The organism is Neorhizobium sp. LMR1-1-1.1 (genome assembly GCF_040675795.1).
GTDB classification, from domain to species: domain Bacteria; phylum Pseudomonadota; class Alphaproteobacteria; order Rhizobiales; family Rhizobiaceae; genus Neorhizobium; species Neorhizobium cellulosilyticum.
In genome coordinates this window covers 414,394-429,788 of the sequence record NZ_JBEGHE010000001.1, presented here as the reverse complement: position 1 = coordinate 429,788, position 15,395 = coordinate 414,394, and the positions used below count along the sequence as shown (strand labels likewise).

Genomic DNA, 15,395 nt, shown 5'->3' with positions numbered 1-15,395 from the left:
TAACAGATCAATATTTTGCTTCGCAGCAGATTACCAGGACGGGATCAGCGCACCCTTGTATTCATCGTTGATGAACTTGCGGATGCTTTCGTCGTGATAGGCTTCGACCAGCGTCTTAGCCCAGGGAGCGTCCTTGTCGGCGGAGCGTACTACGATGATGTTGGCGTAGGGCGACTTTTCGCCTTCGATGGCGATCGCGTCCTTTTTCGGGTTCAGGCCGGCTTCCATGGCGTAGTTCGTGTTGATGACGGCAGCATCGACGTCATCAAGCGAACGCGGCAGCTGGGCAGCGTCGAGCTCGGAGAATTCGATCTTCTTCGGGTTCTCGATAATATCCGAAGGCGTAACCTTGATGCCGGCATCCGGCTTGAACTTGATCAGGCCCTTCGAAGCCAGAACCAGCAGCGCACGGCCGCCATTGGTCGGGTCGTTCGGGATGGCGACGGTGTCGCCGTCCTTCAGTTCGTCGAGGCTCTTCACCTTCTTGGAATAGACGCCCATCGGAGTGGTGATCGTCTTGCCGATGGCAACGAGATCGAACTTGCGGTCGGCGATCTGGTTGTCGAGATAGGGCTGGTGCTGGAACGAGTTGGCCTGGATGTCGCCGTCGTTCAGCGCCTGGTTCGGCACGACATAATCGGAGAACTCGATGATATCGATGTTGAGGCCCTTGGTCTTGGCGACGGCGGCAACCTTTTCCATGATATTGGCGTGTTCACCCGGCGTGACGCCGACCTTGATGTCTTCGGCAAGTGCCGAGCTTGCAGCAGCAAGCGCAAATGCGGCGGCGAGTACGAGCTTCTTCATTGGATGTTTCCTCACGATTTTATTGGGTTTATGGCGTTCCCGGCCTCGTATCTTGGGAGGTGGCCGGAAACGCAATTCGTTGGTGCTTACCAGGTCGGCGTGATCGCGCCCTTGAACTTCTCTTCGATGAAGGCCGACACTTCCGCGCTGTGATAGCTCTCGACGAAGGTCTTCACCCAGTCGGCATCCTTGTCCTTGGCGCGAACGACGATGACGCCGACATAAGGAGCCTTGGTGCTTTCCTGGAAAATCCCGTCGGTCTTCGGGTTGAGGCCGGCGGCAAGCGCGTAATTGGTGGTGATGGCGGCGAGATCGACGTCATCGAGCGAGCGCGGCAGCTGGGCGGCATCCAGTTCGACGATGTTGAGCTTCTTCGGGTTCTCGCTAATGTCGGCAACCGAGGCCTTCACGCCGATACCGTCCTTGAGCGTGATCAGCTTCTGGTCGGCCAGCAGCAGAAGCGCGCGCGCACCGTTGCTCGGGTCGTTCGGGATGGCAACCGATGCGCCGTCCTTCAGTTCGGACAGAGCCTTGATCTTCTTCGAGTAACCGGCCATCGGGAAGTTGACCGACTTCGCCACGCTCACGAGATCGAGCTTCCGCTCCTTCACCTGGTTGTCCAGATAAGGCTGGTGCTGGAACGAGTTGATGTCGATATCGCCATCCGACAGCGCCTGGTTCGGCACGACATAATCGGAGAACTCAACGACATCGAGTTCAAGTCCCTTCTTGGCGGCGACTTCCTTCACCTTCTCGACGATCTGCGCATGCGGACCGGGCGTCACGCCGACCTTCTTGGTTTCGGCAAGCGCCGCACCGGTGGAGAAGAGAGCGGCAAGAGTGGCCGCAACAATCAATTTCTTCATTATCTTGTCCTCTGAAACACTCAGTTCTTGCGGTTACGTTTATCGAAACGACGAGCCAGCGCATCGCCGGCGCTCTGGACGAGCTGGACGAGTACGATCAGCACGACGACAACAGCGAGCATCATTTCCGGCATGAAGCGCTGGTAGCCGTAGCGAATGCCAAGGTCACCGAGACCGCCGCCACCAACGGCACCGACCATTGCCGAATAACCGATCAGGCTGACCAGGGTCATGGTGAGTGCCGCCATCAGCGAAGGTCGGGCTTCCGCCAGAAGCACCTTGAAGACGATCTGCGTCGGTGTCGCGCCCATGGCACGCGCAGCCTCGATCAGCCCCTTGTCGATCTCGCGGATTGCAGCTTCGACGAGGCGCGCGAAGAAGGGAATGGTCGCGATCGTCAGCGGCACGATCGCCGCATAGGTACCGATCGACGTACCTGTAATCAGCCGCGTGAACGGAATGATCGCCACGACGAGAATGATGAAGGGAGTGGAGCGCGCCGCGTTGATGATCAGGCCGACAATGCGGTTGATCGCCGGAGCCGGGAACAACTCACCCCGGCCGCTGGTGGCAAGGAAGATGCCGATCGGCAGTCCGATCAGCGAACCGATCACGCCGGCCGCGGCAACCATCTGCAGGGTCTGGCCAAGCGCCTTGAGCAACAGGTTGAGAAGCATATCAGGAGACATAGCCGAGCACCTCCGTGGAAAGGCCGGTTTCGGCATAGAAGCGATTGGCCCGCTCGATAACCGCAGGATCAGCGGAATAGGAGACGACCAGTGAGCCGAACGGCTTGCCGCCGATTTCCTCGATCCCGCCGGCAAGAATATTGACGTCCGAACCAAGCTCGGCAACGAGCCGGCCAGTCAGTGGCTGGAAAGCGGTCTCTCCGAAGAAGACAAGTCGCACCAGCGCCCGGTCTCCGGCCGAAGGGGAATGCTTGATGCCTGTCCGCAGCCATTCAGGCAGCGCCAGGGATGATGCAAGCAGCGTCCGTGTCGTATCATGTTTCGGGCTGGCATAGACATCGAAGACCCGGCCCGATTCGACGATCAGGCCCTTGTCGATCACCGCAACATCAGTCGCGATCGTCTTCACCACTTCCATCTCGTGGGTGATGAGAAGCACGGTCAGGCCAAGCTCGGCATTGATGCGCTTCAGAAGCTCGAGGATCGACTGGGTCGTTTCCGGGTCGAGTGCCGAAGTGGCTTCGTCAGAAAGCAGAAGCTTCGGATCGGTCGCCAGCGCGCGGGCGATGCCTACACGCTGCTTCTGGCCGCCCGAGAGTTCGGAAGGATAGCTGCGGGCCTTGTCGCCCAGACCGACCAGATCGAGCAGCGGCCCGACCTTGGCCTTGATCGTCCTGGCATCGACGCCAGCAATTTCCAGCGGCAGCGCGACATTGTCATAGGCCGTGCGCGACGACAGAAGATTGAAGTGCTGGAAGATCATGCCGATCTGGCGACGCAGATCCCGCAGGCCTGATTCCGGCAGACCGCCGACTTCCGTACCATCAACGATGACCTTGCCGGATGATGGCTTCTCAAGCCCGTTGACCAGACGAATAAGCGTCGACTTGCCGGCGCCCGAGCGGCCGATAATGCCGGTGATCGCGCCGTGTGCAACGGTGAAATCGATCCCGTCAAGGGCCGTGAAAGCGGGCTGGCCGCCCGTACCGCCGAAGCGCTTCGTAACGCCCTCGAAGGAAACCATGGGAGTGCCGGAAGACGCCCCCTGGTCTATTCCCTCCGCTCGGACGGACGGCGCGACAGTTGTCGCGGCATGTTGGATGGTCATTTGAAACTCACGAGTTAAGTCAGGTCATTCTTGGCGGCGAGAATACCGCTCGATCACGCGCCCAGACGGCACATTCGATGACAGGTGACTTTCCGGAGCATTTCGATCGGCTTTCTCTTGGAAAAGGCCTAGCAGCCTTGTTGGTGGCAGATCAATGCCCCGGCCCTACCCTAATTCCTAGGGATGGAATTTCAATTATTGGCGAGCGAGCGAAAAACTCTTCCTAAGCCCCTATTACGTCTGGCTTTTATCAAGCCATCCGATGATTTCCGCCGGGAAATTGCGACGCCAGTTCGCGATACCATTTTCCGCTCTTTTTGATCATCCGTTCCTGGGTCTCGTAATCGACGTAAACGAGGCCGAAGCGCATGCGGTAACCTTCAGCCCATTCGAAATTGTCCATCAGGCTCCAGGCGAAATAACCCTTCACCGGATAACCGTCCGAAACGAGATCCGCCACGACCGAGAGATGTTCGACATAATAATCCAGTCGCGGCTGGTCATCGATCTCGCCATTCTGCGGTCCCATATTGTAGGCGGCACCGTTTTCGGTCACGTAGCAATCGGGCAGCTCGTAACGACGATAAAGATCCTCCACCAGCGACTTCATCGCCGGCGCGTAGATTTCCCAACCGATATCCGTCACCTTTTGGCTGACGAAGGGCGCTCCCTGCGTGGCGGGGTAGATCGCCTCCTCCGCGGAGTCGTTGGTCACGCGCATCGGTGTGTAATAGTTGAGCCCCCACCAGTCGAGTTTCTGGCTGATGATCGAAAGATCGCCATCCTCGATTTTCGGCATCTGGCTGCCGAGCGCCTCGATGAGGGATGCGGGATATTCCCCCTTGAACACCGGGCCGAAAAAGGCCCCGTTATGGAAATCAAAGGCCCGCTCGGCCGCAGCCTTGTCCTCGGGGGTCTCGGAACCGGGAATGACGGAATGGGCGTTCAGCACCAGCCCGACCGGCACATTCGGCGTCACGTGCCGAATGGCTTCGACAGCAAGACCGTGAGCAAGGTTGGTCGTGTGCATGGCGGCCAGTGCCGCCTCCATGTTTCGCTCGCCCGGCGCATGCACGCCATAAAGATGCGATAGCCAGACGGAGCACCACGGCTCGTTGAACGTCGCGACAGCGTCCAGCCGGTCACCAAGCCGGGCCATGACGACCTTTGCGTAACGCTGGAAAGCGTAAGCGGTGGACCGTGCCGTCCAGCCCCCATCTCCCATCAGGGAAAGCGGCAGATCCCAGTGATAGAGCGTTGCATAGGTCTTGATACCCCGCGCCTTGCAGCCATCGACCAGCCGATCATAAAAATCCAGACCCTTTTCGTTGATGCGGCCGGTACCTTCCGGAATGATGCGCGGCCAGGCAATCGAAAACCGATAGGCCTCGACACCCATTTCCTTGATCAGATCGAGATCCTCTTCCAGGCGATTGTAGTGGTTACAGGCGACATCGCCGTTGTCACGGTTGAACACCCGCCCCGGCATGTTGGAGAATGCATCCCAGATCGATGGTTTGCGCCCGTCGACCTTGGTCGCACCTTCGATCTGGAAGGCGGCAGTCGCCACTCCGAAGAGAAAGTCACCGGGGAAGCGCGCCGCAAAAATCTTCGGATCGGTCATGAGCAGGCTGTCCTCTTTATGATGGCGCGTCGGATGACGAAAATCAGAACTCCCGTCCCGATATCGCCGACCTCAATAACAGATATTGCGGCGCTTTGCAGGGGCAACGATGCCGCGCAAGGAGACCCGCACGGACAGCTGCAGGTAGCTCACCTCCGCCTCCAAAGACTCGCAGATGCTTATCAACACACACGCAAAAATAGATATTTAGCCGTCAAAATGGGTGGAAAATTCCAAAATACAATCAATAATACATGCAATTTTAGCGATTAATATTCATACATAGAAAAACATTCTCAATTCAGGCGAAAATCGGGCAAAGTTTAGCCTTTCGATCCTTGAACCTCCAATCCTGCGACGATAGAGCGCGGGTGTCATAGTGACGCTCTCCCGTCTCGGAGGCCTCACATGAATTTCAATGGCTGTCCCCCTCAGCCACGAAGGAGTGAACAATGAGAGATATTCCGGGCCTGCCGTCCCGTCGAGGTTTCCTGAAAGCCTCGGCGGCGACTGCCGCTATTGCCGGTATCGCCGTTCCGGCCAAGGCCGAACAGAAACCAGAACCCGTCGCCCTCACAGAATACCAACCGGACTGTCTCAAGCCCAGTGAGTGGGTTTTCGTCATGGCAGCGGTAGCAAGACTTATCCCGTCGGACGGCGATGGCCCCGGCGCGATCGAAACACGCGTTCCCGTCTTCATCGACAAGCAGCTCGCCGGCGATTACGGCAAGGCTTCCGATTGGTACATGGTCGGCCCTTACGAGCCGGCGGCAAGCCCGCTGCGTGGCTGGCAGACGCCACTTGCCCCGCTGGAAATCTACCAGCAGGCAATCCCGCTCTTCGACGAGTGGTGCAAGACCACCCACGGCAAGATTTTTGCCGAACTGGATGCGGAAACCCAGGACAAGGCTCTCACCTCGCTCCAGAAGGACGAGATGAAGATCAAGCCGGAACTGCGCGAATTTTTCGGCATCCTGCTTGCCAACACCAAGGAAGGTTATTTCTCCGACCCGATGTACGGCGGCAACCATGGCATGGCGGCGTGGAAATATATCGGCTTCCCGGGTGCCCGCGGCTCCTACAAGGAATGGGTCGGCAAGCATAACGTGAAATATCCGCTCGGCCCCGTCTCCATTTCCGGCGAAAGGGGTTAAGCACCATGGCACGGACAGAAAAGAAAAAAGACGTCGTTCTCGTCGGCTTCGGCTGGACAGGCGCGATCATGGGCATCGAGCTTGCCAATGAAGGCCTCGAGGTTCTGGCGCTGGAACGCGGCCACGATCAGGCGACCGTTCCGGACTTCCAGTATCCGAACATGATCGACGAGCTGAAATACGGCATCCGTTACGGCATGATGGAAAAGCCTGCCAACACCACGGTCACCATCCGCCGTTCGCTGGATGAGGAGGCTCTGCCTTACCGCAGCCTCGGCACTTTCCTGCTCGGCACCGGCGTCGGTGGTGCAGGCACCCACTGGAACGGCCTCAACTGGCGTCCGATGCAGTCGGAATATCGCCTCAAGTCCTATGTGACCGAAAAATTCGGCGCAGACGTCATGACGGAAGACATGACGATCCAGGACTATCCAATGACCTATGAGGAACTGGAGCCGCATTTCGACCGCTTCGAGAAGGTCGCCGGCATTTCCGGCACGGCCGGCAATATCAACGGCAAGATCGTCGAGGGCGGCAACCCGTTCGAGGCACCGCGCTCCGACGAATACCCGATGCCGGCCATGCCTTCGACCTGGGATGGCGTCAAATTCCGCGACGCTGCCAAGGCTGCCGGTTACCATCCGTTCCCGTCGCCGGGCGGCATTGCCTCCAAGGACTACAAGAACGAATACAACATGCAGATGGGCCCGTGCAACCACTGTGGTTTCTGCGAGCGCTACGGCTGCTACAACTATTCGAAGTCTTCGCCGCAGACGGCGATCATCGACGCCCTGAAGCGCAAGAAGAATTTCGAATACCGCGTCAATTCGGAAGTACTGCGCGTCGAAAAGGCCGCCGACGGCAAGACCGTCACCGGCGTCACCTATTTCGACCACAAGACCGGTGAGGAAGTCTTCCAGCCGGCCGATCTGGTCATCCTGACGGCGTTCGCGCTCAACAACGTCCACCTGATGCTCGTTTCGGGTATCGGCCAGCCTTACGACCCCAACACCAATGAAGGTGTCGTCGGCCGTAACTACGCCTACCAGATCACCGGCGGTTACACGCTGTTCTTCAAGGACGAAAACTTCAACCCCTTCATCGGCACCGGCGCCAACGGCTTCTGCATCGACGATTTCGGTATCGACAATATCGACTTCGCCAAGGAAGGTTTTGTCGGCGGCGCCTACTGGCGTGCCGGCCAAACCAATGGTCAGCCGGGCCACACGATGCCGCTGCCGGCGGGCACTCCGAGCTGGGGCGCAGGCTGGAAGAAGGGCATCGGCGAGTGGTACGGCCATGCGATGAACATCGGTGCCCACGGCTCCGTCATGTCCTATCGCGGCCACTATCTCGATCTCGACCCGACCTACAAGGACCGCCACGGCCGTCCGATGCTGCGCATGACCTACAACTGGCATCCGAACGAAATCCGCCAGACGCAGTTCATGAAGCAGAAGATGGAACCGGTCGCCAAGTCGATGAACCCGACGACGCTGCAGGAGGGTTTCAAGAAGGAAGGCGCCATGTTCGACGTCCGTCCTTACCAGACCACCCACAACACCGGCGGCACGGTGACCGGCGACGATCCGAAGACCTCGGTTCTGAACCGTTACCTGCAGTCCTGGGATTGTCATAACCTGTTCGTCATGGGTGCCAACACCTTCCCGCAGAACACGCAGTACAACCCGACCGGCATGGTCGGTGGTCTGGCCTATTGGGCCGTCAACGCCATCCGTAAAGATTACCTGCCCAATCCGCGTCCGCTGGTGTGAGGAGAGAACCCATGAAGAAACTCATTCGCGTTCTCGGCACCCTCGTCGTTCTGGGCATCATTGCTCTTCTCGCCTTCATTTTCGTACCGGTGCAGCGTACTGGCCCGGTCACCCAGCTTGCTGCCGACTTCAAGCCGGCGGAAGGTCAGGGGGAATATGTCATGCGTGCAGGCGACTGCATGGCCTGTCACACCAACGAAGGCGGCAAGCCTTTTGCGGGCGGTCGTGCCATCCAGAGCCCGATGGGCACGATCTGGACCACCAACATCACCCCGGACAAGGAAACCGGCATCGGCAACTGGTCGCTCGCGGATTTCCGCGCGGCCCTTTACGATGGCGTGACCCCGAACGGTACGCATCTCTACCCGGCCATGCCGTATGAGAACTACCGCAAGATGTCGGAAGAGGACATTGTCGCCCTCTACGACTACTTCATGCATCAGGTCGAACCGGTCTCCAACAAGGTCGAGGAAACCAGGCTCGCCTTCCCGTTCAACATGCGTTTCGGCCTGCGCGCCTGGAACTGGCTCGCTGCCAGTTATCCGGCCGGTTTCAAGCCGGTTCAGGGCGCGGACGAGCAGTTCAACCGCGGAAAATATCTCGTGGAAGGTGCTGGCCACTGCGCCGCCTGCCACAGCCCGCGCAACCTGTTCATGGCGCAGGATGGTATCGACGACACGTCGAAGGCCTTCCTCTCCGGTGGCGAGATCGACGGTTACACCGCGCCTGACCTTCGTGGTCCCGATAGCGGCCCGCAGAAATGGACCACCGAGCAGACCGCTGCCTATCTGGCGACTGCCCGCAACGCTCATTCCTCGGCAACCGGCGAAATGATGCTGGTCGTGCGTGACTCGCTGCAGTATCTCACGCATGAGGACAACATGGCGATCGCCGCCTACCTCAAGAAGATCGGCACGGCTCCAGCAAATGCGTCGGCCGCGGCCGCAAAGCCCGAGATCACCGAGACGGAAAAGCTACTGACGGACGCCAAGCCCGATATGCCGCTCGGCCCCCGCCTCTATCTCGACAACTGCGCGGCCTGCCACATCGTCAACGGCAAGGGTGCCGGCGAGACCTTCCCGGAACTGGACGGCAACTCGCTCGTCACCGCCAAGTCGCCGAAAGGCCTGATCAGCGTCATCCTCCACGGCGCAGAACTGCCCTCGACGGCTGACCGCCCGATGAAGCTGCGCATGCAGGGTTACGATAACCGCCTGTCGGACGAAGAGGTCGCAACGCTTGCCACCTTCCTGCGTGAAGGCTGGCACAACAAGGCACCGAGCGTCTCGGCTGCTGAGGTAAAGGCCGTCCGCAATCTCGCAGCGCATTAACAAACACTCGGCTCCGCCATCGATCGATGGCGGAGCCTTTTCATTTCTTCCGCACCATCTGGAGTTTAAACTCCACGAGAAGCGAAACCTTGGAATGAAAACTGCACGCGGAGTCGCAGGATCACCGCCGTTTCTGCACAAAAATTCGCGACACGACGAAAAATAAAGCCGCGGCGTCACCCAAATAGGTGATTTATTCATTCTCGATAGCGCCAAATATCCTCACAATTCGAGGAATTGAGTGGCGTGATACTTCGATTACCGAAAAATCTTGTCCAGCCCGGCCTGTTTATAGAATCGGTCGAATGCCCGAGCAGTGAATTCTCCCGGCGAAGGTTCATGCTAGACTCCGAAGAGGATGTGCGGGCTATCCTCCACTCTTCCGCCACCGACATCCTCGTCAGCCGCCAGAAAAGCCGCATCGACGCCACAGCCCTCTTGGAACGTGCGCCGCCGCGTTACGCGAAACTCGCCTCTCTCGACAAGTCACCGGCAACGGAGACCGACAAGGCGCTCGACGATGCCATCACGACCATGCGCCAGGGCGTGACGGGCATGGTGTCCGGCAGGGTCGATATGGAGCAGATCACCCAATCTGCGGCCTCGGCGCGCCGGGCAGTCGAAGCGGCTCCCGATCTGTTCATGCAGGTCACCCGTTTGAAGACTAAGGACAAGGGCACCTATCTCCACTCGGTTTCCGTTGCCGGCCTGATGGCGCAGATGGCGGTATTGCTGGAATTCGACGAAGCCCTGGTCGATGAGATCGGCCGCGCCGGTATTTTGCATGATCTCGGCAAGCTGCTTATCCCCAATGCCATTCTCAACAAGCCGGGCGAACTGAACGCCGCCGAAAAACGGGTGATCCGCAACCATCCCGAGATCGGCTACCGCCACATGAAGAAGCTCGGTGGCGTTTCGGATCTCATCCTCGATGTCTGCCGCCTGCATCACGAAGCACTTGACGGCAGCGGTTATCCGCTTGGCCTGCAGGCCGAACAGATCGGCACCGCCGTCCGTATCAGTACCGTCTGCGATGTCTTCGACGCGCTGACCACCGTGCGTCCCTACAAGAAGGCGTGGTCGACGACCGAGGCGCTGACCTGGATGTACGACAAGCCCAATCTCTTCGACCGCAAGCTCGTCCTTCGGCTGGGATCGATGTTTCGTTGAAAATTCAGACAGATCACGACGATTTTAAGCGAGTTGTGTTGCGCTGCAATATTTGGCGAAGGATGAAGCGTTCCATTCGAATCAAATGGAAACACCCATGTTGCAAAACCTCGACCGCTCCCAGCCGTATTTCCTGAGCCTGCTCCGTGCCATTTCGGCATTGGTCCTGTTCAGCTACGGCACCCAGAAGATCCTGCATTTCCCGGCTGCCCAGAGCGTGCCGCCGATAGGTTCGATGTCCTGGATCGCCGGCATGCTGGAACTGGTGCTCGGCTTATGCGTACTCATCGGCTTCAAGACGCGTTATGCAGCCTTCGTCCTTTCCGGCCTGATGGCCTTCGCCTATTTCATCGGCCATTTTCCGCGCGGCATCTATCCGGCGCAAAACGGCGGCGTAGCGGCCATCCTGTTCTGCTTCATCTTCCTCTATATCTTCGCCGCCGGTCCCGGCCCGGTCAGCGTCGATGCCAAGATGAAGAGCAAGTAAGAACGTCGAAAAGGCTGAGGCACCCCCTCAGCCTTTTGTTCGCGCAGGCAATTCCAGCCTGCGCGTGATGCCAATCGCATCCAGAAACACTTCGTCATGGCTGATGACCAGAAGCGCCCCGTCATAAGCCGAAAGTCCGCGCTCCACCGTGGCGATCGAATCGAGATCCAGGTGGTTGGTCGGCTCATCCAGAATGAGCAATGGCGGCGGATTTCTCCCGCCGAGCACACAAGCCAGCCCCGCCCTCAGCATCTGCCCGCCGGAAAGCGTTGACACCGGCTGCAAGGCGGCATCGGCGCGGAACATGAAGCGCGCCAAGGCTGCCCGACACGTATTCTCATCGGCAGCCGGGTTGAGACGACGGAAATTGTCCCGGATCGTCGTTCCCGCCTCGAGCAGGCTTACGGTCTGATCAAGCAATGCATAATCCGTGAAGATGGACACGGTGCCCTCCGATGGCACGATCGCACCCGTTACTGCCCGGATCAGCGTCGTCTTGCCTGAACCGTTGGAACCTACGATTGCGACCCGCTCCGGCCCCACCAGATCGAAAGAGATGTCCGACAGAACGGGCGTCCCCTCACCATAACCGACGCTCACATGATCGAGCCGCAATACGACCTTGGCCGCGGGAAGCCCGGCCGAAGCGATATGCGCCGAAAACGGCTGTAGGATTTCGATCCTCTGCCGCGCTTCCGTTATCGCTTCCGATGCCTGCTGCTTGCGCCGCGCCGCCAGCCGGGCATTCTCGCCGCTGGTGACCTCGCTTTGCATCTTCAATCCGCCAGCCACAATGCGCGGCATGTCACCCCGATCAGCCTTGCGCTTGCCGACACGATCCCCGCGCGCCTTGCGTTCCGCCTGAACCTGAGCAGTGCGGGCGATCTCGTCGAATGCCTTTTCCGCGCCTGCCAGATCACGTTCGGCAGCCGCCAGTTCCAGCGCCCTGCGCTCCTGAAACCGGCTCCAGTTGCCGCCGTAACGCCTGGCCCCAAGCGTCGTCAGTTCGATGATCGCATCCATGCCGTCGAGAAGCTCACGGTCATGGCTGACCACGATCGCCCCGGCCCTCCAGCGCGACAGAAGATCGATAACGGCATTACGCCCGTCCCTGTCGAGATTGTTGGTCGGCTCGTCCAGCAGCAGAAAATCCGGCTTGTGAAAAATGAGCGCGGCAAGTCCCGCCCGAGTGCGCTGCCCACCGGAAAGGGATGAAAGATGAGTCTCCGGCCTCACATCGAGACCGGCACCGGAAAGTGCGGAGGCAATACGTTCCTCGACGAACCAATCGACGATACCTATCTCCTCGATAGTTGCGTCACCGGCAACCGCCCTTTTCAGCAGCGCGAGATCGGCAGTTGCGTCGAAGAGATCCGCGATCGTCTGGTCATCATCGAGCTGCACGCTCTGGCGCATCATGCCGATGCTGCCATGAACGGAAATAGAGCCGGTCTGCGGCTGAATCTGCCCGGCGATGAGCTTCAGGATAGTCGTTTTGCCGACGCCATTGCGGCCGACAAGCCCGGCGCGCTCAGTTGAGAAACTCAGATCGACATTGGAGAAAAGGTTGCGGCCGTCAGGCGTGGACCACGTAAGATTGGAAAGTGTGATGGAAGCAGGCATGGATGTGATTTTCCTGGATTGCAAGGCAAAGCGGCGTTGCGATCGAGATGAAATCCATTGCGGCACACATCCTGTTGGTATTGCTGACGATCAGTCATCTATCGGCTGAAACCGACCAAAGCAAGGCGAATGGCAGAACCGAAATCCTGCCACCCAAGACAGAGTGAGATCAGAGCTTGACCCAGGCACCGTTCCGTTTCGAAGACGCAACGCAGGCCTCAACGAAAGTGACACCCTTCACCCCGTCATCCACGGTCGGATAGATCACCGCCTTGTCGAGCTTCGTACCCTTCTTCTTCGCATGGATGGCACGCGCGGCCTCCGTGTAGATCGTTGCGAAAGCTTCCAGATAGCCTTCGGGATGACCCGACGGGATGCGCGAGACGCGCCCCGCCGCGGCCCCTGCTCCCGCGCCATTGCGGGTGATCAACCGTTTCTGGTCACCGAATGGCGTGAACCAGAGATAATTCGGGTTCTCCTGCGCCCATTCCAGCCCACCCTTTTCGCCATAGACGCGCAGCTTCAGCCCGTTCTCGTTGCCTGGCGCCACCTGACTGCACCAGAGCATGCCCTTCGCGCCTTCGGCAAAACGCAGCATCACATGCGCATTGTCATCCAATCTCCGGCCCGGCACGAAACTGTCCAGATCAGCCGCAAGGCTCTCCAGTGTCAGCCCGGTGACGAAGGAGGCGAGATTATAGGCATGCGTGCCGATATCGCCTGTCGAACCTCCGGCACCGGATTGCGCCGGGTCCGTACGCCACACCGCCTGTTTTGCACCGGTCTGTTCGGCAGCCTCGGTCAGCCAATCCTGCGCATATTCGACCTGCACCACGCGCAGCTTGCCGAGATCGCCATTGGCGATCATCTCGCGCGCCTGCCGCACCATCGGATAACCGGTATAGTTATGCGTCAGGATGAACAGCGCATCGCTTTCGTCGGCAAGCTTCTTCAGCTTCTTGGCGTCAGCCAGATTGGAGGTCAGCGGCTTGTCGCAGATGACATGAATGCCGCGCTTCAGAAACTCGCGGGCAGCTTCGAAATGCACATGATTGGGCGTGACGATCGACACCGCTTCGATACCATCCTTCAAGCGCGCTTCACGGATCGCCATGTCCTTGTAGGAACCATAGGTGCGCGACGCATCGAGCCCGAGTTCCCGCCCCGAGACCAACGCCTTTTCCGGCGTCGACGACAACGCTCCCGCGACGAGCTCGAACTGATCATCCAGCCGCGCCGCCATGCGATGCACGGCACCGATAAAGGCGCCCGAACCACCGCCCACCATGCCGAGCCGGATCCGCGGCTCGCGCGTATCTTCCTGTTTTCCTTCGATTGCCATGAAATTTCTCCTTGAAATGTTCTGCGGAGCTGCCCCTCATCCGCCTGCCGGCACCTTCTCCCCGCTAGCGGGGAGAAGGACACAAGCCGCAATCTCTCCGTCCCAATCGAGGCACGTTCCCTCTCCCCGTAATGACGGGGAGAGGGTTAGGGTGAGGGGCAAACCACAAGCCACAACTTCTGTGTGAAGGCCAACCGGCCCCTAAAGCCCCAACATCCGCCTGTTGGCCGCCTCGTCCGTACCGCCCGCGGCAAAATCGTCAAACGCGTATTCGGTCACGCGGATGATATGCGCCTTGACGAATTCGGCCCCTTCCCGCGCTCCATCTTCCGGATGTTTCAGCGCGCATTCCCACTCGACCACGGCCCAGCCATCGAAATCGTTGGCCGCCATTTTCGAGAAGATTGCGCCAAAATCCACCTGCCCGTCACCCGGCGAGCGGAAGCGGCCGGCGCGGTTCACCCAGCTCTGGAAACCGCCATAAACGCCCTGCCGTCCGGTCGGATTGAATTCCGCGTCCTTGACGTGGAACATCTTGATCCGGTCCTTGTAGATGTCGATGTTGTCGAGATAATCGAGGCACTGCAGCACATAATGCGATGGATCGTAGAGCATGTTGGCGCGCGGATGGTTCTTCACCCGCTCCAGGAACATCTCGAAGGTGATCCCATCATGCAGGTCCTCGCTCGGATGGATCTCGTAGCAGACGTCGACATCGTTCTCGTCTGCATGGTTCAGGATCGGCGTCCAGCGTTTCGCCAACTCATCGAAAGCGGTCTCGACCAGACTGGCCGGACGCTGCGGGAACGGATAGAGATAAGGCCAGACCAGCGCACCGGAAAAGGTCGCATGCGCCTTGATGCCAAGATGGCGTGATGCGGTGATCGCCATCTTGACCTGTTCGACCGCCCATTCCTGCCGCGCCTTGGGATTGCCACGCACTTCCGGGGCTGCAAAACCGTCGAACACCTCGTCATAGACGGGATGCACGGCCACCAGCTGGCCCTGGAGATGGGTGGAGAGTTCGGTGATCTCGACACCGTTTTCACGCGCCTTGCCGGCCAGTTCGTCGCAATAATCCTTGGAGGTAGATGCCTTTTTCAGGTCGATCAGCTGGCTCGCCCAGGTCGGCACCTGCACGCCGATATATCCCTTGTCCGCCGCCCATTTGGTGATCCTGTCCCAGGTATTGAACGGCGCTGAATCACCCGCGAACTGCCCGAGAAAGATGCCGGGTCCCTTGATCGTCTTCATGAAAAATTCCTCCGTAATGATATGCGAGAATGAAGGACTGCCCCTCATCCGCCTGCCGGCACCTTCTCCCCGCAAACGGGGAGAAGGGCACATGTCGCAATGTCTGCCTCCCTCTCCAACGCCGAGTAAGGCAAGTCACCTCTCCCCGTCCTTACGGGGAGAGGT

General features: G+C 59.2%; 13 protein-coding genes. 5 read left to right on the top strand and 8 right to left on the bottom strand.

Annotation, left to right across the window (positions count from 1 at the left end):
- Positions 1 to 30 precede the first annotated feature (30 nt).
- The 5 genes from MRBLMR1_RS01845 to MRBLMR1_RS01825 all read right to left on the bottom strand — a co-directional run bounded on the left by MRBLMR1_RS01845 (position 31) and on the right by MRBLMR1_RS01825 (position 5,094).
- Positions 31 to 807 carry a MetQ/NlpA family ABC transporter substrate-binding protein gene (locus MRBLMR1_RS01845; protein WP_148143321.1) on the bottom strand — a complete coding sequence of 259 codons (777 nt, stop codon included), beginning with the start codon at positions 805 to 807 and terminating at the stop codon, positions 31 to 33.
- 86 nt (positions 808 to 893) lie between these two features.
- Positions 894 to 1,673 (bottom strand): MetQ/NlpA family ABC transporter substrate-binding protein, encoded by a 780-nt coding sequence (locus tag MRBLMR1_RS01840; protein ID WP_148143318.1) that lies wholly within the window; start codon positions 1,671 to 1,673, stop codon positions 894 to 896.
- A 20-nt stretch (positions 1,674 to 1,693) separates the two neighbouring features.
- The gene (locus MRBLMR1_RS01835) at positions 1,694 to 2,362 is read right to left on the bottom strand and encodes a methionine ABC transporter permease (RefSeq protein WP_148143316.1); all 669 of its coding nucleotides are present in this window, start codon (positions 2,360 to 2,362) and stop codon (positions 1,694 to 1,696) included.
- Positions 2,352 to 3,386 carry a methionine ABC transporter ATP-binding protein gene (locus MRBLMR1_RS01830; protein ID WP_148143653.1) on the bottom strand — a complete coding sequence of 345 codons (1,035 nt, stop codon included), beginning with the start codon at positions 3,384 to 3,386 and terminating at the stop codon, positions 2,352 to 2,354. The genes MRBLMR1_RS01835 and MRBLMR1_RS01830 overlap by 11 nt, the downstream gene beginning before the upstream one ends.
- Positions 3,387 to 3,720: 334 nt before the next feature.
- Complete coding sequence (locus tag MRBLMR1_RS01825; RefSeq protein WP_148143313.1) at positions 3,721 to 5,094, bottom strand: GH1 family beta-glucosidase; 1,374 nt, start codon at positions 5,092 to 5,094, stop codon at positions 3,721 to 3,723.
- Between the two features lie 452 nt (positions 5,095 to 5,546).
- On the opposite strand from MRBLMR1_RS01825, the gene MRBLMR1_RS01820 reads away from it, so the two are divergent.
- From MRBLMR1_RS01820 to MRBLMR1_RS01800, 5 genes are all read left to right on the top strand, one after another.
- The gene (locus MRBLMR1_RS01820; protein WP_148143311.1) at positions 5,547 to 6,248 is read left to right on the top strand and encodes a gluconate 2-dehydrogenase subunit 3 family protein; all 702 of its coding nucleotides are present in this window, start codon (positions 5,547 to 5,549) and stop codon (positions 6,246 to 6,248) included.
- Positions 6,249 to 6,253: 5 nt separating this feature from the next.
- Positions 6,254 to 8,023, top strand: a complete 1,770-nt coding sequence (locus MRBLMR1_RS01815) for a GMC family oxidoreductase (RefSeq protein WP_148143308.1) — start codon at positions 6,254 to 6,256, stop codon at positions 8,021 to 8,023.
- An 11-nt stretch (positions 8,024 to 8,034) separates the two neighbouring features.
- Positions 8,035 to 9,354 carry a cytochrome c gene (locus MRBLMR1_RS01810; RefSeq protein WP_148143306.1) on the top strand — a complete coding sequence of 440 codons (1,320 nt, stop codon included), beginning with the start codon at positions 8,035 to 8,037 and terminating at the stop codon, positions 9,352 to 9,354.
- A 246-nt stretch (positions 9,355 to 9,600) separates the two neighbouring features.
- On the top strand, positions 9,601 to 10,524 hold the full coding sequence (locus MRBLMR1_RS01805) for an HD domain-containing phosphohydrolase (RefSeq protein ID WP_183685261.1): 924 nt from the start codon (positions 9,601 to 9,603) through the stop codon (positions 10,522 to 10,524).
- 97 nt (positions 10,525 to 10,621) lie between these two features.
- Positions 10,622 to 11,011: a DoxX family protein gene (locus MRBLMR1_RS01800; protein ID WP_148143302.1), complete on the top strand. Its 390-nt coding sequence runs from the start codon at positions 10,622 to 10,624 to the stop codon at positions 11,009 to 11,011.
- Between the two features lie 27 nt (positions 11,012 to 11,038).
- Here MRBLMR1_RS01800 and MRBLMR1_RS01795 read toward each other — a convergent pair whose 3' ends face one another.
- The 3 genes from MRBLMR1_RS01795 to MRBLMR1_RS01785 all read right to left on the bottom strand — a co-directional run bounded on the left by MRBLMR1_RS01795 (position 11,039) and on the right by MRBLMR1_RS01785 (position 15,230).
- Complete coding sequence (locus MRBLMR1_RS01795) at positions 11,039 to 12,634, bottom strand: ABC-F family ATP-binding cassette domain-containing protein (RefSeq protein WP_148143301.1); 1,596 nt, start codon at positions 12,632 to 12,634, stop codon at positions 11,039 to 11,041.
- 169 nt (positions 12,635 to 12,803) lie between these two features.
- A complete protein-coding gene (locus tag MRBLMR1_RS01790; protein ID WP_148143299.1) occupies positions 12,804 to 13,976 on the bottom strand; it encodes a Gfo/Idh/MocA family protein in 1,173 nt (390 codons plus the stop codon).
- Between the two features lie 201 nt (positions 13,977 to 14,177).
- Complete coding sequence (locus MRBLMR1_RS01785; RefSeq protein ID WP_183685262.1) at positions 14,178 to 15,230, bottom strand: sugar phosphate isomerase/epimerase family protein; 1,053 nt, start codon at positions 15,228 to 15,230, stop codon at positions 14,178 to 14,180.
- Between the last annotated feature and the right edge of the window lie 165 nt (positions 15,231 to 15,395).